This is a genomic window from Clostridium sp. AM46-21 (assembly GCF_003480025.1).
Lineage (GTDB): Bacteria > Bacillota > Clostridia > Lachnospirales > Lachnospiraceae > Coprococcus > Coprococcus ammoniilyticus.
The window spans coordinates 134961-152155 of record NZ_QUIB01000005.1 but is presented as its reverse complement, the minus strand read 5'-3'; the positions used below and the strand labels follow the sequence as shown (position 1 = coordinate 152155).

General features: G+C 39.8%; 27 protein-coding genes, 4 pseudogenes and 2 riboswitches. Of the genes and pseudogenes, 6 read left to right on the top strand and 25 right to left on the bottom strand.

Annotated elements, in window-relative coordinates:
• Positions 1–144: 144 nt before the first annotated feature.
• The 12 genes and pseudogenes from DW959_RS14830 to DW959_RS04995 form a co-directional block, all read right to left on the bottom strand.
• Positions 145–267 (bottom strand): hypothetical protein, encoded by a 123-nt coding sequence (locus DW959_RS14830; RefSeq protein ID WP_262348839.1) that lies wholly within the window; start codon positions 265–267, stop codon positions 145–147.
• Between the two features lie 9 nt (positions 268–276).
• A complete protein-coding gene (locus DW959_RS05045; RefSeq protein ID WP_015567057.1) occupies positions 277–927 on the bottom strand; it encodes an ABC-2 transporter permease in 651 nt (216 codons plus the stop codon).
• Positions 920–1780 (bottom strand): ABC transporter ATP-binding protein, encoded by an 861-nt coding sequence (locus tag DW959_RS05040; RefSeq protein ID WP_117715733.1) that lies wholly within the window; start codon positions 1778–1780, stop codon positions 920–922. Before DW959_RS05040 ends, DW959_RS05045 begins: the two co-directional genes overlap by 8 nt.
• Positions 1773–2156, bottom strand: a complete 384-nt coding sequence (locus tag DW959_RS05035; RefSeq protein WP_002578893.1) for a GntR family transcriptional regulator — start codon at positions 2154–2156, stop codon at positions 1773–1775. Before DW959_RS05035 ends, DW959_RS05040 begins: the two co-directional genes overlap by 8 nt.
• A 753-nt stretch (positions 2157–2909) precedes the next feature.
• A complete protein-coding gene (locus DW959_RS05025) occupies positions 2910–3395 on the bottom strand; it encodes an NUDIX domain-containing protein (protein ID WP_223385983.1) in 486 nt (161 codons plus the stop codon).
• A gap of 2 nt (positions 3396–3397) precedes the next feature.
• Entirely contained in the window at positions 3398–4054 is a 657-nt protein-coding gene (locus DW959_RS05020) for an HAD family phosphatase (RefSeq protein ID WP_004611585.1), read from the bottom strand.
• Positions 4044–4685, bottom strand: a complete 642-nt coding sequence (gene thiE, locus DW959_RS05015; RefSeq protein WP_117715675.1) for a thiamine phosphate synthase — start codon at positions 4683–4685, stop codon at positions 4044–4046. Before thiE ends, DW959_RS05020 begins: the two co-directional genes overlap by 11 nt.
• An 11-nt stretch (positions 4686–4696) precedes the next feature.
• Positions 4697–5500, bottom strand: a complete 804-nt coding sequence (thiD, locus tag DW959_RS05010) for a bifunctional hydroxymethylpyrimidine kinase/phosphomethylpyrimidine kinase (RefSeq protein ID WP_055200142.1) — start codon at positions 5498–5500, stop codon at positions 4697–4699.
• A complete protein-coding gene (locus DW959_RS05005) occupies positions 5497–6171 on the bottom strand; it encodes a TenA family protein (protein WP_118615582.1) in 675 nt (224 codons plus the stop codon). Before DW959_RS05005 ends, thiD begins: the two co-directional genes overlap by 4 nt.
• A 66-nt stretch (positions 6172–6237) precedes the next feature.
• Positions 6238–6335: riboswitch (TPP riboswitch) on the bottom strand.
• 59 nt (positions 6336–6394) lie between these two features.
• A riboswitch (TPP riboswitch) is annotated at positions 6395–6494 on the bottom strand.
• A 57-nt stretch (positions 6495–6551) separates the two neighbouring features.
• Positions 6552–6869: pseudogene (locus DW959_RS14505) on the bottom strand (relaxase); the annotation flags it as partial.
• 7 nt (positions 6870–6876) lie between these two features.
• Entirely contained in the window at positions 6877–7008 is a 132-nt protein-coding gene (locus tag DW959_RS14825; protein WP_279220980.1) for a hypothetical protein, read from the bottom strand.
• A gap of 232 nt (positions 7009–7240) precedes the next feature.
• Positions 7241–7823, bottom strand: a pseudogene (locus DW959_RS04995) (AAA family ATPase); the annotation flags it as partial.
• A gap of 135 nt (positions 7824–7958) precedes the next feature.
• On the opposite strand from DW959_RS04995, the gene DW959_RS04990 reads away from it, so the two are divergent.
• On the top strand, positions 7959–8438 hold the full coding sequence (locus tag DW959_RS04990; protein ID WP_004611577.1) for a hypothetical protein: 480 nt from the start codon (positions 7959–7961) through the stop codon (positions 8436–8438).
• 192 nt (positions 8439–8630) lie between these two features.
• On the opposite strand, the gene DW959_RS04985 is transcribed toward DW959_RS04990, so the two are convergent.
• The gene (locus DW959_RS04985; protein ID WP_004611575.1) at positions 8631–8846 is read right to left on the bottom strand and encodes a helix-turn-helix transcriptional regulator; all 216 of its coding nucleotides are present in this window, start codon (positions 8844–8846) and stop codon (positions 8631–8633) included.
• Between the two features lie 113 nt (positions 8847–8959).
• Between DW959_RS04985 and DW959_RS04980 the strand changes: the two genes are divergently transcribed.
• Positions 8960–9268, top strand: coding sequence for a hypothetical protein (locus DW959_RS04980; RefSeq protein WP_118615580.1), 309 nt, complete (start codon positions 8960–8962; stop codon positions 9266–9268).
• A 50-nt stretch (positions 9269–9318) separates the two neighbouring features.
• Here the strand turns inward: DW959_RS04980 and DW959_RS04975 are convergent, their stop codons facing one another.
• The 7 genes from DW959_RS04975 to dinB all read right to left on the bottom strand — a co-directional run bounded on the left by DW959_RS04975 (position 9319) and on the right by dinB (position 12863).
• Positions 9319–9624: a hypothetical protein gene (locus DW959_RS04975; protein ID WP_021425049.1), complete on the bottom strand. Its 306-nt coding sequence runs from the start codon at positions 9622–9624 to the stop codon at positions 9319–9321.
• A 259-nt stretch (positions 9625–9883) separates the two neighbouring features.
• Positions 9884–10066 (bottom strand): hypothetical protein, encoded by a 183-nt coding sequence (locus DW959_RS04970; protein WP_004611572.1) that lies wholly within the window; start codon positions 10064–10066, stop codon positions 9884–9886.
• Positions 10063–10395: a helix-turn-helix transcriptional regulator gene (locus DW959_RS04965; RefSeq protein ID WP_004611571.1), complete on the bottom strand. Its 333-nt coding sequence runs from the start codon at positions 10393–10395 to the stop codon at positions 10063–10065. The genes DW959_RS04970 and DW959_RS04965 overlap by 4 nt, the downstream gene beginning before the upstream one ends.
• Before the next feature lie 284 nt (positions 10396–10679).
• Entirely contained in the window at positions 10680–10889 is a 210-nt protein-coding gene (locus DW959_RS04960) for a hypothetical protein (protein ID WP_052536457.1), read from the bottom strand.
• Between the two features lie 178 nt (positions 10890–11067).
• Positions 11068–11322: a hypothetical protein gene (locus DW959_RS04955; protein ID WP_077326113.1), complete on the bottom strand. Its 255-nt coding sequence runs from the start codon at positions 11320–11322 to the stop codon at positions 11068–11070.
• Positions 11323–11327: 5 nt separating this feature from the next.
• Positions 11328–11570 (bottom strand): LexA repressor, encoded by a 243-nt coding sequence (locus DW959_RS04950; protein WP_077326115.1) that lies wholly within the window; start codon positions 11568–11570, stop codon positions 11328–11330.
• Positions 11571–11612: 42 nt separating this feature from the next.
• Positions 11613–12863 carry a DNA polymerase IV gene (gene dinB / locus DW959_RS04945; protein ID WP_117570083.1) on the bottom strand — a complete coding sequence of 417 codons (1251 nt, stop codon included), beginning with the start codon at positions 12861–12863 and terminating at the stop codon, positions 11613–11615.
• A 234-nt stretch (positions 12864–13097) separates the two neighbouring features.
• On the opposite strand from dinB, the gene DW959_RS04940 reads away from it, so the two are divergent.
• The 4 genes from DW959_RS04940 (at position 13098) to DW959_RS04930 (ending at position 15111) form a co-directional block, all read left to right on the top strand.
• Positions 13098–13769, top strand: a complete 672-nt coding sequence (locus tag DW959_RS04940; RefSeq protein WP_347475322.1) for an XRE family transcriptional regulator — start codon at positions 13098–13100, stop codon at positions 13767–13769.
• Positions 13715–13831, top strand: coding sequence for a hypothetical protein (locus tag DW959_RS15050; RefSeq protein ID WP_347475325.1), 117 nt, complete (start codon positions 13715–13717; stop codon positions 13829–13831). The genes DW959_RS04940 and DW959_RS15050 overlap by 55 nt, the downstream gene beginning before the upstream one ends.
• An 84-nt stretch (positions 13832–13915) precedes the next feature.
• On the top strand, positions 13916–14116 hold the full coding sequence (locus tag DW959_RS04935; protein WP_004611564.1) for a helix-turn-helix transcriptional regulator: 201 nt from the start codon (positions 13916–13918) through the stop codon (positions 14114–14116).
• Between the two features lie 149 nt (positions 14117–14265).
• On the top strand, positions 14266–15111 hold the full coding sequence (locus DW959_RS04930) for a MerR family transcriptional regulator (RefSeq protein WP_118615578.1): 846 nt from the start codon (positions 14266–14268) through the stop codon (positions 15109–15111).
• Between the two features lie 249 nt (positions 15112–15360).
• On the opposite strand, the pseudogene DW959_RS04925 reads toward DW959_RS04930, so the two are convergent.
• The 5 genes and pseudogenes from DW959_RS04925 to DW959_RS04905 form a co-directional block, all read right to left on the bottom strand.
• A pseudogene (locus DW959_RS04925) lies at positions 15361–15729 on the bottom strand (hypothetical protein); the annotation flags it as partial.
• Between the two features lie 376 nt (positions 15730–16105).
• Entirely contained in the window at positions 16106–16288 is a 183-nt protein-coding gene (locus tag DW959_RS04920) for a DNA-directed RNA polymerase subunit alpha C-terminal domain-containing protein (protein WP_004611560.1), read from the bottom strand.
• A gap of 20 nt (positions 16289–16308) precedes the next feature.
• The gene (locus DW959_RS04915; protein WP_347475324.1) at positions 16309–16485 is read right to left on the bottom strand and encodes a hypothetical protein; all 177 of its coding nucleotides are present in this window, start codon (positions 16483–16485) and stop codon (positions 16309–16311) included.
• Positions 16422–16652 carry a helix-turn-helix transcriptional regulator gene (locus DW959_RS04910; RefSeq protein WP_004611559.1) on the bottom strand — a complete coding sequence of 77 codons (231 nt, stop codon included), beginning with the start codon at positions 16650–16652 and terminating at the stop codon, positions 16422–16424. Before DW959_RS04910 ends, DW959_RS04915 begins: the two co-directional genes overlap by 64 nt.
• 324 nt (positions 16653–16976) lie before the next feature.
• Positions 16977–17195 (bottom strand): annotated as a pseudogene (locus tag DW959_RS04905) (helix-turn-helix domain-containing protein); the annotation flags it as partial.

The window sequence follows — 17195 nt, the reverse complement described above, 5'->3', positions numbered from 1 at the left end:
TTTTGCAGATAGTATAACAGGCAAATGTCCGCGAAATGTTACAGCGGACGGATTTTTTCAAAAAATCTATCAGCAAATTATAGCTCTATTAAAAAGCAGCACCAAAGAAGATATTTTCATATTCCTCCCGGTGCTGTTTATATATTATTTCAGCTTATCCTTATTATCTTCTTGTTTCTTTTTATCCCGATATTTCCGTATGAGTTTATTACGGATAGGAACGCCAACACCAATCAAAAGCACAACTGCCAAAATTGTGAAATCCATACAATCACCTCACATTTCCTTATTCTTCATAACCCGAATGGACAAGAAGATTGAAACCGCATACATCACGACAATAGCAAAAACCGCAAGCAAAACAAGAAGTATCGGAGAAGATTCAACGACTGAAATAATTGAGTTCCCGATAGCTGGCATTTTAGAGAGAAGAAGTAAAGTTACCAAAAAACCGGCCACTGGAATATACATAAATACCCGTCCTTTGATTGAGCCGTACTTGTAATATCCCGGAATCTGGAACACGGTATAGAGTGCAAATAAGAATACTCCTGCAATAGCGGCAGTTACAATATCAAATACGCCAACTGTTTCACCCAGCACTTTCAAGACAAGCGGCTGTGCAATCAAAGAAATAATCAAGGAAAGAAGCCCCATTGCAAGGACAAAAACATAGCGTCCGATCACAAGCTCGCTTTTACGAACAGGTAAAATACCAAACAGACGATCCATACTGTTTTTTTCTGTGATGGAAAAGGTATATCCCGTCGTCATGGCAATAAAGCACATAGCAAATGATACCCCTGTCAGCAAAGAACGATTGATTGCGGCAAACACAATCGGCAGAAGCAGGGTAAAGCAAATCGTCTTAAAATATGGTTTTACCAATGCAATATCTAATTTTGTAGATTTCAAAATATTACTCATAATCGTCACCTTTCTTGCTTGTAAACACTACAATCTCATCAATGGTGGCAGGATCAACGGTCAGGTTAGGGAAACCGCTAATATCTTCGGTTTTCATCAGAGCCTCAAATCCCGTAGGGAATGTACGAATACCAGCCGCCTTATTTTTCAGATCATCGGACAGTTCCTCAATTCCACCTTTTACAATGCGGAACATATCTACAAAATCATCTTTGCTGCCAGTAAAGTACAGCTCGCCATAACTGATGTAGGTAATATAATCGGCTGCACGCTCCAAATCGCCTGTGATATGGGTGGAGAACAAAACACTATGCTCGCCATCTTCAATATACTCTGAAAGAATTTTCAAAAGTTCATCTCTGGAAACCGGATCAAGTCCACTGGTCGGCTCGTCGAGGATCAGCAGTTTGGCGTCGTATGAAAACGCACAGGCAAGCATTAACTTCATCTGCATACCTTTGGAAAGTTCTTTTACCTTTTTGGTTGGTGCAATGTGAAATTTCCGTAACATATCCGCAAATTTCTGGCTGTCCCAATTTGGATAAAATACCGAAATGGATTTTTCAACCTGCGACACTTTCCAATCATCACTGAAATAATTTGTATCGAAAACAACGCCCAGCTCTGATTTTACTTTTTGTTCTTCTGCGATATTATCCAGCTCCATCACTTTGACTGTGCCACCGGTGCGCTTGAGCATATTCAAAATCAGTTTGATTGTCGTTGTTTTGCCAGAACCATTCGGGCCAATCAAGCCCATAATATATCCCTTTGGCAAAGTAAAGCTGATATTGTGAAGCTGAAAAGAATCAAAAGATTTTGAAAGATTCGTTACCTCTAAATAATTAGTCATCTGTTTTTACCTCCGTTAAAATGTCCAAAAGGCGATGTAATTCCTCTGTGGATAGATTTGCCATTCTTGCAGCTTTTATTGCTTCAGTGAGATTGTTTTCTACTTTGCAAATAAGCTGCTCCTTAATCAGTTCTGAACCAGACCCCATTACGAAACATCCGCGCCCCTGCACATTTTTGACAAAGCCCTCTTGCTCTAATTCTGTGTATGCCTTTGTCACTGTTAAGACGCTGATCTTTAAGTCTTTGGCAAGTGTTCTAAGGGAGGGCAAAGTTTCTTCGGCTTGAAGCTCGCCAGATAAAATAGCCGCCTTGATCTGCTGTTTAATCTGCTCGTATATGGGGACGCCAGATACATTTGAAATAATCAGTTTCATTGCTGCATCCTCCGTGTGTTTTAACTGTTATGCTGTTGTGTATAACAGTATAACACAAGTGAGGATAAGATGTCAATACATGGGGCTAAACTACTGGTAAACTACTGGCAAGCAATGCAATCTTACGTAAGATTGCGTATTTAGCAGAAATCCCGTTCCCGGAATTCCTGCTAAATGCTTGTTGGTGACATATCCCCAAACCCCTGAGATCATTGCCGGTGGCAATGGCTGCGCGTTCCGTTGGAACGCTGAAAACGAAAAGCAGACAACCTTATTGACGAGATTTTTCTGTGCTGCGCTGCGGTTGTGGCGGGGAAGAAATCTCTAATAGATATTCCACATTGGCCCGAACATTGTGAAGTTCTTTCATATCATTTCTGGCCTGCTTATAGGCAGAATAGGCTTTCCGTTTTTGTTCCAGAAGATCGGTATATTCCTCCCGGAGAGATTTGACAGAGGGGAGCTTTTTGATTCCCAGCTCGTCAAAATGATTCTTCGCTGTCTGGTGCAGTAAGATTTCCGCCTCATGTGCAACACGGAATTAAAAGGCTGAGCGCCAGCGGAAAAGATACCTCCTGTCTACGCATTTAGGGCGTTAAAAGTCCACGGAAATCAAGGGTTTTTCCGCATGGCCGGCAGGCAGGTGGATAAAGTTATCCTGTTCCCCGCAAAACGGGGTTCTAAATGCGGGAAAAAGGACAAAAAAGAAGCGCCAGATGCAGAGGCTTTGATACCTCTGCGCCCGGCGCTTTTTCAGCCTATTAGCTGATCTACATAGGTAATTAGAGGGTGTAGATGTTTCAGGCGAAACATCTCAAATAACTTATCTGGATTTACCCATTGAACATCCACAACTTCTGTTTCCTGTAAACGCATTTCTTCAATCTTTATATCCTTATGAAATAGCCAAACATCGTAAAAATCCTGCACATTTTCCCGTCTGCTCTGATAAATCAATTTTTCACTTCCGGGAGTAAGCAGTATTCCTAATTCTTCTTTTACCTCTCGGATTGCTCCTTGTAAACTGGTTTCCCCGGAAAGTACAGAACCACCCGTACATTCCCAATAAAGAGGGTATTGCTTTTTCGGATGCCGCTGTGATAAAAGATACTGCCCCTGCTGGTTGACGATCCATACACTCACAGATAAATGATACAGCCCTTTGGGTATGATTTCTCCACGGCACACTGTTATTCCAGACTTTTCCCGTTTTGCATTATATAAATCCCATTTTTCCATTTTCATACCTCTTTGTGTGGGATCGGTGCTTGCCGAAAATCAAGTAAGTAAATATCCGCAATCCTTTCTATTTCTGTACGCTGATCTGCGGAATACTTATCATAAATCCCGCCTGCTAACATACGGGCTGCCTTTGCGCTTTTAATTGCTGGAAGCACATCATCAAACACAATACAGTGTTCAGGTGCAACCCCTAATTTTCTTGCGGCCAATTCAAAGACATCCGAATATTCTTTTCCCCGCTGAACCTCATCTGTTGAACATAGAGCGTCAAATAATTCTAAAATAGAATTGTTCTTTAAGCATGGAATATAGAGCTTTTCCGGCAACCCCGTAGCAACTGCAAGTTTTATTCCATGTTCTTTTAAGCGCAGAAGATAATCAAGGGCATGGGGCAGCAGACCGACATGGTTACTGTATTCCTCGACCGCCATATTATTCCATTCCTCAATAATTCCCTCTACCGTTTCTTGCAATCCCAAAAGATCAATGGTATATTGTGCGGCTTCCTCAAAACTCCTTGCACATATTTCAGTTACATAATTTTCCGGGACAGGAAGATTTCTCTTTTTCAAAAACTGAATATCTATATGCTCCCATACATCCATTGAATCCAGAATTGTTCCATCTAAATCAAAGATTGCCGCATTAAAATCCATGTTTCTTTTCCTTTCCGCAAAATAAATCTTTCAGTTCCGCAGCAGCAGCTTTTATATCGGACTGCGCTATGATGGCAGATACAACAGCCAGCCCGTCAATTCCCATGGGCTTGAAACGCCCTGTATTTCCTTTATTGATACCGCCAATAACAACGATCGGCAAAGAAACGGCTGTGCGGATTTTCTGTAATTCCTCCATTGATACAGAATCAGCGTCGGTTTTAGTTCCAGTAGGGAACATTGCGCCAACTCCCAAATAATCTGCACCATCCTGTTGTGCCTGTATTGCTTCTGCAATGGAAGATGCAGATACTCCCAACAGCATATTTTCCCCAATTACTTTGCGGACGGCAGCCGCAGGTAAATCATGCTGTCCAATATGTACCCCCGTAGCCTGCACAGCCATTGCAATATCTATCCGGTCGTTTATGATAAGGGGAATATGGTATTTATCCGTAACCTGTTTCACGGCAACAGCCTGATTGTAAAATTCTAATGAGGACAATTCTTTTTCTCGGAGTTGTATCATTGTGCAGCCTCCTAAAATTGCCTGTTCTACCGCTTCTGTCATGCTATCGCAGCTCATTAGTTGACGATCAGTAACAAGATAAAGTGTATAATCAAAGTTCATTTTGCACCTGCCTATTCTTTAGATAAACCATGCTGATACAATTCGTAGAAATGGTGCGTCGGGCCACAGCCTTTTCCAATCGCAAGAGAGTGTTCGATTGCCATTGTGACATAAGCCTTTGCAGATTCGACTGCAAGCGGAACACTTTTTCCCTTTGCAAGCTGGGAAGCGATTGCAGAAGAAAAGGTACAGCCTGTCCCATGAGTATTTTTCGTATCAATGCGGGATGTTTCAAAATGGTAGAAATTTTCTCCATTAAATAGGACATCAACAGCATTTCCTATATGATGTCCACCCTTGACAACAATCGCCTTACAACCCATGGCATATATTTTTCTTGCGGCAGCCTCCATATCTGAAACTGTGGAAATCTGCATATCTGCTATTTTCTCTGCCTCTGGAATATTCGGAGTAAGTACATCGGCCAGTGGAATTACTGTGTCTATCAAGGTGGAAACCGCCGTAGGATTCATCAATGGGCAGCCATTTTTGGCATACATAACCGGGTCGATTACGACATTTTGGGGCTTATATTGTAATAGTTTCTTTGCCACCGCTTTCATACATTCTGGTGTAGAAAGCATACCGATTTTTACTGCGTCCACTTCAATATCTTCAAATACGGCGTCAATCTGTTTTTCAATCATATCCGGGGTAATATCTTGGATGTCGATAACACGGCTGGTGTTCTCTGCAACAACAGAAACAATAACACTCATTCCAAATACACCGTGAGCAGAAAAAGTTTTCAAATCAGCCTGAATACCTGCACCTCCGCTGCAATCTGATCCGGCAATGGACAATACTTTTTTCATTTTGCATTTTCCTCCATTCTCTCGTTCCGATAGGCCATCTTCCAAAAAGCAAGCTCTAACAAACTTGCTTTTTCAAAAATATCAGCCAGATACTTTTTATTTGCTACTGATAACCCGGCACATTTATGCTCTGCAAAAGCAGACCATTCTTTGCAGCTTTCTGCATATTGTTCATCCGCATAATCTTTGATAAAGTCCCAATATCTTGACTGTCTGCTTGTAGGAACAGCCGCCAATTTGCGGAATATATAGCTGTAACTTAGCATACAGGGAAGAACCGCCATTAAAATTTCTTCATTCTTTCCATGTGACGCAATCTCAAACATGAAATCAATGTAATTTTGATTTTCAGGCAGAGGAGCGATCAGTTCAATATCATTATCCGTCATGCAAAATTGCTTTAGATAATCCTGACGCACTTCTGATTCCGTATCATTTACAAAATTCAGCATGGAATAGTAAAGCTGAATTTCTCTTAATGTATCAGCATGAAAAATTGCCTTGCCGTATATACGGGCATAGTTTTTCAGATAGATACTATCCTGAATCATATATCTCTTGAACTTTTCAAGAGGTAGCTTTCCAGTTTGCACTTCCTGCACAAATGGGGTAGCTGCACATTCTTCCCAAATGGGGATGTTGCGGGTTAAAATGTCTTTCATAAATGCCATGTTTGTTCCTCCTAAAATAAAAAAATAGAGCCTCTAAAACAATTAGAAGCTCTTTCAGACGCAATACGAGCGTAAGAAATTGCTTCCCTACGCCGGTATTAGCCGACAGGTCCAGAGGTCAGGTCTTACCTTTTTCAACTTGTTCAGTTCCCTCGCAAACACATATCATATCTTATTCAATTAAAAAGGACATTCCCAAAACAGAGAATGTCCAAAAAATACGAATCTGTATTCTTTAGCTCCCTGCGTTGGTATTAGCCAACAGGTTCAAAGGGTCAGGTTTTAACCTTCTCAACTACAAGGTAGTCCCCCTGCTTGAGTATTATTATAGTTAAGAAGTCCCGGAAAGTCAAGGTCTATAGAATTCAAGTTAGCAAACCTTATTGACGGGATTTTTCTGTGCTGCGCTGCGGTTGTGGTGGGGAAGAAATCTCTAATAGGTATTCCACATTGGCCCGAACATTATGAAGTTCTTTCATATCATTTTTGGCCTGCTTATAGGCAGAATAGGCTTTCCGTTTTTGTTCCAGAAGATCGGTGTATTCCTCCCGGAGAGATTTGACAGAGGGGAGCTTTTTGATTCCCAGCTCGTCAAAATGATTCTTTGCCGCCTGGTGCAGCAGAATTTCAGCTTCATGTTCTGTTCGGAATTTTTTGCTGTACCCGGCTTTGCGATATTCTACATAGACAGCCCGCGAATTTCTGTTATTCTGTTTCCTGCTGCGGGCAATCGGGAACTGTCAGCAGCGAAGTATCGATAACAATATCCTCTGCTGGTTTCAAGAGCTCTGTCAAATCGTGCTGCCGTCCCACGTTGGTCACATCAATTTTATTCACGCATATTCCAATCCACGGAAACTGTCTGCTTAATTCATCCATCAAATCGTATATATCAGCAGTTGCATGAAGCGTTTTGTCAAGTGCTTTTTAGAGTTATTGACGCAACATAGGCTCTTTTTTCCACGATAAAGCCCCACGCGGTCATACATGGGGCTGTGGGATTATGATTGAAGTGGCGAAGTGGCAAAGTGGCAAGGTATCTGGGTTTTGCCACTTGGATTTTGCCAGTTCACTTTTTTAGGGCGTGATACCATGCTGCGCCGATACACTTTGAGGTAATGCGCCCGTCAAGGTTTTTCTTTGCCGCCCGGACAGTACGGGCAGAAATCCCCGCGTCGGCTGCGACTTTCTCTATGCCCTCGCTGGCAAGCTCTTTTCCGTCTGCCAGTAGGTCAAGTATCAGCTTTTCAGCCTGTTCGGTTTTGGTGGCGTTGTTGCCGCCCGCACCGGACAGCAGCTCGTCGGCGGTTATATCATATTCGCTATCCACTCAAAGCCTGTTTCCGGGTCAAGGCAAAAGGCAACGGGCTTTCCCTCCGGCGCAAGGGAAGATTTGTCGTGAATGATAACACGCACATTCGGCTCACGCTTCACGCGCCCGATTAAAAGAACGCTCCTTGCTGCGGCTCTAAAGTCGATAGAACCTAAGCCCCTGTATGCGCTCTGTCCTCCGGCAGCTTTGTTAAGGTGTCCGATAAGGATAACGGCGCACCCGGTACGCTCCGCAACTTCGGCAAGGCGGCGAAAAATGGGGCGCACCTCGTTTGCCTTGTTCATGTCGGCTTTATCGCCATATACGCCTGTATGGGGTCAAAGATACTGGTATCAGCAAAGGAGCGTTCAGTTCCTATCTTTCAGGACAGTACAATCCGAAAGCCGATAAAACGGAACTGATTGCCGACTCTTTAGATGTAGACTTACGTTGGCTTTACGGGGAAAATGTGCCTATGGAAAATACTCAAAAAGATGATACTGCCTTGCAATACGTCTTTTACAACAACTCCTGCTCCGAGTATCTTCTTGATGATTTAGATGATATGTATATCGCAATGAAAACACAGTATTCTGCCCTCATTCCACGTTTTTATGTTCTTGTCAACCGAAGCGGAAATGAAATACACATACTGCCATTATTTTTAAGGGAGGATAGTTCTGAATTTTATGATTGTCCGTCTGATTTTTTCCACGCAGACAGGCACAGCATTTTCACAAGAGATTTTGACAGTATCAACGTGAAACTTTCAACTGCTACGATTTACTATTATGGGATTTATACAAAAACTTATGAGCCGAAAGTTACCATGCTTTCCTACTCACAGGCTGATGATTGCTTTTATATCGACAACGGAATACAGGACGGTCACATAAAGGCATTTGAAAAGGAACTGATAAAAGAATCACTCTACTTAAAACACATTGCCCAGTAACAGCCAAGAGGACTTGCAAGGTTTCTGACCTTACAAGTCCTCTGCTGTATCATAGTGATGTTGGCTGTGTCCATTCCGTCAAGGACTGCCCTACGGCGTATCGGCTTCGCCTTGTTCCTTGACCTCACTACGTTTTCTTTTTTTCTTGACACAACAAAAGCACGCACGAATTTTCTTCAATCTTACAGGCTCTCATTCTTTCACATACTCTATCAATTCTTCTATTCCACAATCCAAGTAACTGCACAGTTTACAGATTAGTTGTGCGTCTAATCTCTGAAATTCATTTCTGCAATAACGATTAAAGTTAGACCTCGGTATATCCAATTCCTTACAAATGGTATTCTTACTAATTCCTTTTTCTTTCAGCAGTTCCTCTATGTGAAGTTCCAAATGTCCATACTTCATTGCCTCACCTCTACATAAAAGTATATTCAATAAATCTTTATGTAGTAATTCACTATATGGTGAGGTACTATATAGTTATCCCTATAACTATATAGAAACAGAGGTATGTCAAAATGAAAAAGAAATTATTATTTGCCACTATTATTCTAGTCTTGCTTGCAGGTGTTCTCTATTACATTAGCTTACCCGATTATCTTGTATTTAACAGTATGTCATTCAGCAATGGGGCTAATCGTGATACCGAATTGCAAGTTATCGTATATCAATACTGGAATACCGATGAAGTGGTAGCGGAAATCGAAGCAGAACATAATCAAATCAACGGAACTCCCACTATCCTTACAATCAATCTATACCACTCTAAATGGTCTTTTCACAATGGATATGAACCAATTTATACCACTACTATCAATTATAATTGAAAAGCAAAAGCAGACAGTCAATCAAAAAACTGTCTGCTACAAACTGGGATTTACGAAAATCTTTTTTGAATCTTATACAGCCATATACTACAAATAACAGCTATAAATAATATAAATATAACTGCAATAGAAATAGCATAATCTTTCGGTAATATAACTGCAATCACTCCAGAGAACAAAAGACAAATTCCTATCAATAAAACAGGCTTTCCTAATGCTTTTGCATATCCTTTTCTGTCGTTTGTGGTTTCAAATACTTTGCCATGAACAGAAGAATAATTTCCTTTTAATAGAGAAAAACTAACAAATATGAGAAGAGCAGAACAGAACCACATCATTATACTAAAGCCTATCATAATATATCCCTCCATCAATTCTAATTTGTTTGTTTTTCATAATATCATACTTTGTAATTATTTGCACCATTATAATTGCAAAATAACGCAGACAATATCTCTACTATCTGCGTCATTCCTTTCGTGTCTTCTTGAAATATTTACTCCATTTTCTTTCAATCTTTATTCCAAATTTACTCCATTTTAAAAATCCGTTACGATATTTTGTGGTATTCTACGATACCTTTTCTTTGAAGAAAAATGTCTGCAAACCTTGATTTTAAGCGAACTTTTCAATATTTCCAAGCACTTTATTCTGTTGTGAGAATTTCTTCTCAATTATTTCAAATATATTAAGATACTTCTCTCGTATTTTCTTTGTGTTAAATATTTCCTTTCCCTTTTCAACAGCATCCTGGGACACTTTCTTAACAAGATCTGATAGTGTTATGTATTCAATCATAATTTTTCCTTTCCGAACATGCTAATAAGACCATTTATCGCCTCAAACTGCTCTTTACTAATAGTTATGTTCTCTTCCTTCATTTCTCCAAACAATATATAATCCGCCGATACTCCAAGGATTTTACAAATTACAATCAACTTGTAAATATCAATCCCGGCACAACCTCTTTCAATCCTTGAGACTTGATTAGCTGTTATATTTAAATAGGTACTTAAATCTACTGCTGTAATTCCCTTCTCAATCCTTTTTTCTTGTATTCTCCATCCAATTTGTTTTCTTATATCATCTGTAATGTCTTCAACACTATTATAACTTATTTGCTGCAATTTCTCATCTATCCTTTCGCTTCCGTTGTGGCTAGAAACGTTTGAAGGTCTGGAAAAACTTCTCCAACATGAAATTTTTAGCAAATAAAAAAGGACACATGAAAAACAGTTCCAGTCCTCAAACTGGTTTCTAATTTTTCATGCGTCCTTAGGATGGCACCTTTGCGTATCATCAGCTTACGCTTATTGCAGGTGTCTCCCATATCATGATGACCACTAATTTAATTGTCTTGTCCTGTTGCGGTCAAATATCTGCCGCAGCATCTGATGTCTGACTGTATGTATCAGATATAATACTTATCCTGTTCTACTCTATCCAGCAGCTCACCCTCCTTGAAATTCTTCAAGGTCATTACTCTACCACAATGGTGACATTTCATCATAACTCTCGGCAGTACCGGATAATTCCTGTTACCTGTAACCATGTATGAAACTTTCATACTCTTTTTGCACTTCTTACAATAAAAATCTATAACTTTTAACTCTTTGTTCAATTCAGTTCGCTCCTTATTCATACAAAATCATCACTATCTACAACTTTGTACTCGTAAAGGAAAGGGAAATCACCTTTGCAAGCCTTTTGCCGGGAGTTCCGATGAATGTCTGCACATTCCCCGGCTTTGCTGATCTAAAGCCAACTGATATGAATTGTGCTGTCAGCACACAATCACATCAGGCTCCGGCTCTTTCCATAAACCACATATTGTTATCTTCATAGAAAAGGAATATTTCCTTTCCATCTACCACACAGGTATAACGCTCTCCAACTCCACCAGCCCTTGTACTGGCTGCTCTGCGCTTGTCTTTTACTCGTGTAATCTCATACTTTCTGCCATCTTCCCATGTTATCTCTTTTGGAATGAGCAGTCCGTCCCTTGAAAACTCTGCAAGTACATCAACATATACCTTATTGCTCAATGTAATCACCTTCCTTACAAGATTGCTATTGCTCTGGAAGCATCCATCTTCCTTGCTATATAGCCTTTTTCTTCTAATATTTTCAGATGTGCATAAACACTTGAAGTCGATGCCACCCCTACCATCTTGCATATCTCCCTGATAGTAGGAGCATAGCCATTCACACGCTGATATTGCATAATGCTTTCATACACATTCTGCTGCTTCTCCGTCAATGGTGCTCTGTCTACCAGATTAATTCTTGCTGCTTCGCTCATGTTCCGCCTCCCTCTTCTTTACTCTATTGGCACTTCTCGTTGCTAACCTGAAAAGTACCCATGTGGATGTACTGTGTGTTCTTCTTTTGCATTGACTGCCGATAGAATCCTGTCCCGGTACATGAGTCCCCTCTGGATACTGTAAAATCCAAATCTTCTGCGTATCTCATCCACCGCTGAATCCATCTTCATCTGCTTTTCACGCTTCTCCACACTTGAGAATAAATCAATCTGTTCCCAATAATTATCTGTTACTAAGTCTGCACCTCGGACACCAACACTGCGGATTGGCTTGCTCCAGTTATAGTTTTCCTTAAATATCTGATAAGCATATGCAGCTATCTCTCCGGTGATATTCGTTGCATGGTCAATCTTTTTCTGACGGGTAAAAGAGAATAACTCATTATCCCTGACACTTATCTCAACCACTCTGCACCGGAATCCATTCTCACGAAGTCTTGCTGCAACACTCTCAGCCAGAATATAAAGAACAATCTTTACATCCTCATCGCATACTAAATCCTTTGGCGTCGTTATGCTGTTTCCCACCGATTTGATTGGAGCGTGGGTATTCTCCAGCTTGACAGGTGAATCATCATAGCCATTAGCAAACGACCATAAGATACTGCCCCTCTTTCCAAGGTGACTGTTAAGCACATCTTCATCTGCCCTTGCAAGATCACCTATGGTTTTGATACCAAATAATGCAAGCTTTCTGTTCGTACTTTTGCCAACGTATAGAAGATCTGCCACCGGAAGTGACCATGCCTTCTGCTTAAACTCACCCTTATACATAGTTGTGATTGCATCCGGCTTCTTATAGTCTGAACCAAGCTTTGCAAATATCTTATTGAAAGAAACACCAACACTTACTGTGATGCCAAGCTCTGACTTCATTCTCCTGCTGATTTCCTGTGCAATGAGCAATCCATCCCCTTTAAGGGAGCTGCTCCCTGTAACATCAAGCCAGCACTCATCAATCCCATATGGCTCCTGTCTGTCCGTATATTCTGCATATATCTCATGCGCCATCCTTGAGAACCGAAGATATAAGTCCATTCTTGGTGAAACAAATGTTATGTCCGGACAGACTTGCTTTGCCTGCCAGAGTGCCATTCCTGTTTTCACACCGTACTTCTTGGCAATATAGTCAGCTGTTAAGACAATCCCATGTCTTGCCTCCGGGTCGCCGCCTACTGCCAATGGCTTTCCTGCAAGCTCAGGATGATGCAGATGTTCAATCGAAGCATAACAACAGTTGATATCTGAATGAAGTATTACCCTGTCTCCCATCTGCATCACCTCCTGCATTTAATCTGTCATTACCATAACTTTAGTCCAAGTATATGGGTAATGTTTCTTACAGGGCATAGTATAACCCCAAGAATAATCGACTGTCAACGGACACATGTGTCATTTTTCTCATTATATTGGATTTTTAGCTTGAATAATTGGTACTGTTGCTATATACTATGGAGTGAAAAGAGACATTAGAAATCAACAAAATGAAAGAAAAGAGGCATATGTATGTACTCAATCGGAGAAATCATTTCAACATATAGAAAAAAGAAAGGCTTGCTCCAGCAGGATCTCGCTGATGAACTGGCAAAGGAAGGCATTACCATTTCCTATAAAGCCATATCCAACTGGGAGAGAAATCTTGCTGAACCAAGCGTTACCATATTTTACAAAGTGTGTAGAATCCTTGGTATTACTAACATGTATGAGGCATATTTTGGAGTAAATCCTGCCGATCCTTTCTCATCACTAACTGATGAAGGCAGGGAAAAAGCTATGGATTATATCAATCTGCTCCACGCATCCGGAATGTATGAAAAGCAGACTGCTAAGATAATTCCATTCCGTAGCATTGATATTTTTGAAAATGCTGTATCAGCCGGAACCGGTAACTTCCTTGTAGATGGACCGAAAGAGACTGTACGCATAGATGAATCTATCCTGCCGGAAGATACTACTTTCGGTGTCCGTATTAGTGGTGACAGTATGGAACCAGAATTCCACGATGGTCAGATTGCATGGATATTACAGCAGGAATCTGTTGCTAATGGAGAAATCGGCATCTTCGCTCTAAACGGAGAAGCTATATTAAGAAATTACAAAACGATAAAGACGGAATTTTCCTTATCTCACTCAATGAAAAGTATGCACCTATCAGGGTTAGTGAAAATGACCGCTTAGACATATTTGGAAAAGTTCTTGGAAAATCTGATGCTTGTGCTATTACAGGACATTGCCGATAAAATTGCAAGTCCTTTTTATCGGACACATTATTTTGCATAATTGACAATAAGAAAATATCTATAGAACTTAAAGAAGGGATTTTTATGGCGGTTACCAATAATATCAGAGAAATCCGTGAACAGCGAGGCATTTACCAGGATGACCTTGCCGCTGCTATTGGATACAGCACCAAAACTGTCGGCAGGATAGAGCGTGGGGACAGCACCCCATCTGCCGAATTTATGCTGCGGATATCAAAGTACTTTAATATGCTGGTGGAAGATGTATTCCATGTGGAAGATTGAGTCGGAGCAGCAATCCGGTTCACCTTCTATTTTGGACAGCTTTTCATGTCCTTATCAACAACTATAGTTTTTTGATAAATGCTTGACTGTAAACCTTGTTTATAGCTTATTATTAAGTAAAATAGAGTTGCTCGAAAGGAGGGCATAATATGACTATAAAAGACGTAGAAGAGCGAACAGGTTTATCCCGTTCTAATATCCGTTTTTATGAAAAGGAAAAACTTATTGAGCCTTCGAGAAATGAAAGTAATGGTTATAGAGATTATTCTGAAAATGATGTGGAAAATATAAAGAAGATTGCATATCTACGTACATTGGGAATTTCTGTTGAAGATATACGAAATATTATATCCGAAAAAGTAACATTGCAGGAAATGCTTGAGAAGCAAAAGGAAGTATTAAAAAATCAGATTACTGATTTGAATAAGGCAAAACTCATGTGCGAAAAAATGCTGGATGAAGAAAGTATTAGTTATGAAAAATTACAGGTAGAACAGTATGTAACAGATTTTCATGACTATTGGAAAGATAATCGAACTGTTTTCAAACTGGATTCAGTCAGCTTTTTGTATATATGGGGAAGTATGCTTACCTGGACTATGATTACCGCACTATGCTTGATTATTGGGGCTTTGTCTTATTCTAAGTTGCCGACAGAAATTCCAGTACAATGGCGTAAAGGAGTGGCAACATCCCTAGTTAATAAAAACTGGATTTTTATTTGTCCTGTTATATGTATCATAATCCGTTATTTATTAAAACCTTTTATCTATGCGAAATTGCAGATGAACAATTATTATGGAGAAATTATAACAGAGTATTTGACAAATTATATGTGTTTTATTGTGTTGTCAGTGGAAATCTTCTCCATACTTTTTACTTTCGGAGTGGTAAAAAGTGTTGTTGTACTGTTATTTGTGGACACGGCAATTTTTATTGGATTGTTAGTAGTTGGTTTGGTAAAAATGGATTTGAGAGGGAAAGAAGTTTTATGATTCAAATTTTATATTTCAGAAATAATAATAAGATACTATTTTTCCCACGCCTACTATGAAAACGGCGGCTATGAGATAGAAATTGCATATACTGGCGAATAAAAGAACCGCTGTTGCATGGTTTATTGGCTTCCATGTAGCGATTGAGCTGGGCACATGATACCCAGCTCTTTTACTATCTACTTTCAACATAAATTTAAAAATCACATATAATTATCCATTAAGTTATATGTAATAACTGTGTAAATCCTAATACAATTTTGCACCTGCTGGGATTGCGTCATCTAACATTACCAGATTCAGTTTTTCTTCTCCATTTACATTGTGAATTGCAGAAAGAAGCATACCACATGAATCTATTCCCATCATAGAACGTGGTGGAAGATTTACGATTGCAAGTAAAGTTTTACCTACAAGTTCCTCCGGCTCGTAAAATGCATGTACTCCTGAAAGAATAGTCCTTTCATTCTCTGTACCATCATCAAGTGTAAATCTAAGAAGTTTCTTACTCTTAGGTACTGCCTCACAATTTTTTACCTTTACAACACGGAAGTCTGACTTTGAGAATGTATCAAAATCAACCTGCTCCTCAAATAAAGGCTCTATTTCAATACCTGTATTATTTTCAACAACTGCAGCCACTTCTTCTGTTACTACTTCATTGTTATCCATTTGATTGTAACTCCTTTGCATTAATTTCTCATAATAATATGTAATGTCGGTTGAAACTGCATTACTACAAGCTAGTATACCATAAATATATTGTTTTTAGGAAGAAATATCCTATTTCATCCATAAACAGTCTTCATTTTTTTAATCGAACAAAAAGTCTCTTGTCCTTCGGGCACATCTTTTCAAGTTCCTCAATACTGTATCTTCTCAAATCATCTTTGCTTTTTATTCCCATTCTAAACGCATCCATACATAGGAAATCATCAAATCTGACTCCATGCTCCCGATCATTCAGTTCTTCTACACTGCGCAGCTTTATGCCTTACTCTTCACAAATCTGATATAATTCCTGCAGTGTTGCCTGCCCCATATTACGAAACTTTATAAAATATTCCTTTGGATATTCTCTCACTCCTTCCAATGACTCAAATCCGTTCCTTCTTAGAACATTTCGTAACCTGCTCGACATTTCAATATCATCATAATCTGTTTTTTCAGCGTACATAAAAACTCCCTTTTGTCATTTTATTTGTTGTATATCTTATCAACCTCAGATTCATACACCGATTCAGTATGAGTATCAAATAGCACCCACTCCACCAGATCAAACCAATCCGGATTATCCTGCAAGAACCTATTTACTGTGTGTACTGCAATCTTTGCTGCCAACTCAACCGGAAAACTATATACTCCCGTTGATATAGAAGGAAATGCAATAGACCTGATTCCATACTGGCTTTTGTTTTTCCGTTTTCAATTTCATTTAAGTTCTGCCTGCTAATTTGCAATTCCTGTGCCAGTCGTGATTGAGAATAATCACAGGCATTTCTCTTTTGCTTTAATGTTTCAATAAATTCTATATCATTCATGCTTCATTCCTCCAATCAAAAAGGCATATACTCATAGGAGCATACACCTTGTATCTTATATTTATTTTCTATTGATATGCTGTTTTAGACCTGTCGGATAAAAAGAATATGGTGTGAAGTGAAATAAGTTCTTATAACCTTATAAATCGTTGCATATCAGCAGTTTTGTATTTATTTTTTCTCTTGTCTTTTGTAATAGTACCCCCCTGTTAGATAACGGGGGCTTTATGGCTCGCTGACGCTCGCCCCACCGTCAGAGTGAACCAGCCGTTTGCCAGCAAAACTGGCATGGCTTGATGTCTTACGACCGCCACCACATCTGGATCACTCCGGCGGTGTTGCTGTCTTGCCTACCATTTCCTCATTTTCCGTGTACTTATATCCAACACCTCTGACAGTGACGATATAGCGTGGTCTGTCCGGCTCCGGCTCAATCTTCTTTCTTAATTTCCGTATGAATGAAGTCAGATTATTAGGGTCTGCCGGATAGTCATATCCCCATACATTTTCATAAATCTGTTCTTTGGTAAAAACCTGCTCCTT

Excerpts from the sequence above, each read along its gene's own strand:
- DW959_RS05025 (WP_223385983.1), bottom strand. The coding sequence starts at position 3,395 with ATGGAAAAATGGGATTTATATAATGCAAAACGGGAAAAGTCTGGAATA.
- DW959_RS05045 (WP_015567057.1), bottom strand. The coding sequence starts at position 927 with ATGAGTAATATTTTGAAATCTACAAAATTAGATATTGCATTGGTAAAA.
- dinB (WP_117570083.1), bottom strand. The coding sequence starts at position 12,863 with ATGGGAGACAGGGTAATACTTCATTCAGATATCAACTGTTGTTATGCT.
- thiD (WP_055200142.1), bottom strand. The coding sequence starts at position 5,500 with ATGAAAAAAGTATTGTCCATTGCCGGATCAGATTGCAGCGGAGGTGCA.
- DW959_RS04940 (WP_347475322.1), top strand. The coding sequence starts at position 13,098 with ATGTACTCAATCGGAGAAATCATTTCAACATATAGAAAAAAGAAAGGC.
- DW959_RS05005 (WP_118615582.1), bottom strand. The coding sequence starts at position 6,171 with ATGGCATTTATGAAAGACATTTTAACCCGCAACATCCCCATTTGGGAA.
- DW959_RS04970 (WP_004611572.1), bottom strand. The coding sequence starts at position 10,066 with ATGATTGAATACATAACACTATCAGATCTTGTTAAGAAAGTGTCCCAG.
- DW959_RS04990 (WP_004611577.1), top strand. The coding sequence starts at position 7,959 with ATGGAAAATACTCAAAAAGATGATACTGCCTTGCAATACGTCTTTTAC.
- DW959_RS04975 (WP_021425049.1), bottom strand. The coding sequence starts at position 9,624 with ATGATAGGCTTTAGTATAATGATGTGGTTCTGTTCTGCTCTTCTCATA.
- DW959_RS05020 (WP_004611585.1), bottom strand. The coding sequence starts at position 4,054 with ATGGATTTTAATGCGGCAATCTTTGATTTAGATGGAACAATTCTGGAT.
- DW959_RS04935 (WP_004611564.1), top strand. The coding sequence starts at position 13,916 with ATGGCGGTTACCAATAATATCAGAGAAATCCGTGAACAGCGAGGCATT.
- DW959_RS04980 (WP_118615580.1), top strand. The coding sequence starts at position 8,960 with ATGAAAAAGAAATTATTATTTGCCACTATTATTCTAGTCTTGCTTGCA.
- DW959_RS04950 (WP_077326115.1), bottom strand. The coding sequence starts at position 11,570 with ATGAGCGAAGCAGCAAGAATTAATCTGGTAGACAGAGCACCATTGACG.
- DW959_RS04930 (WP_118615578.1), top strand. The coding sequence starts at position 14,266 with ATGACTATAAAAGACGTAGAAGAGCGAACAGGTTTATCCCGTTCTAAT.
- DW959_RS04920 (WP_004611560.1), bottom strand. The coding sequence starts at position 16,288 with ATGTACGCTGAAAAAACAGATTATGATGATATTGAAATGTCGAGCAGG.
- DW959_RS04910 (WP_004611559.1), bottom strand. The coding sequence starts at position 16,652 with ATGAATGATATAGAATTTATTGAAACATTAAAGCAAAAGAGAAATGCC.
- DW959_RS14830 (WP_262348839.1), bottom strand. The coding sequence starts at position 267 with ATGGATTTCACAATTTTGGCAGTTGTGCTTTTGATTGGTGTTGGCGTT.
- thiE (WP_117715675.1), bottom strand. The coding sequence starts at position 4,685 with ATGAACTTTGATTATACACTTTATCTTGTTACTGATCGTCAACTAATG.
- DW959_RS04985 (WP_004611575.1), bottom strand. The coding sequence starts at position 8,846 with ATGAAGTATGGACATTTGGAACTTCACATAGAGGAACTGCTGAAAGAA.
- DW959_RS05035 (WP_002578893.1), bottom strand. The coding sequence starts at position 2,156 with ATGAAACTGATTATTTCAAATGTATCTGGCGTCCCCATATACGAGCAG.
- DW959_RS05040 (WP_117715733.1), bottom strand. The coding sequence starts at position 1,780 with ATGACTAATTATTTAGAGGTAACGAATCTTTCAAAATCTTTTGATTCT.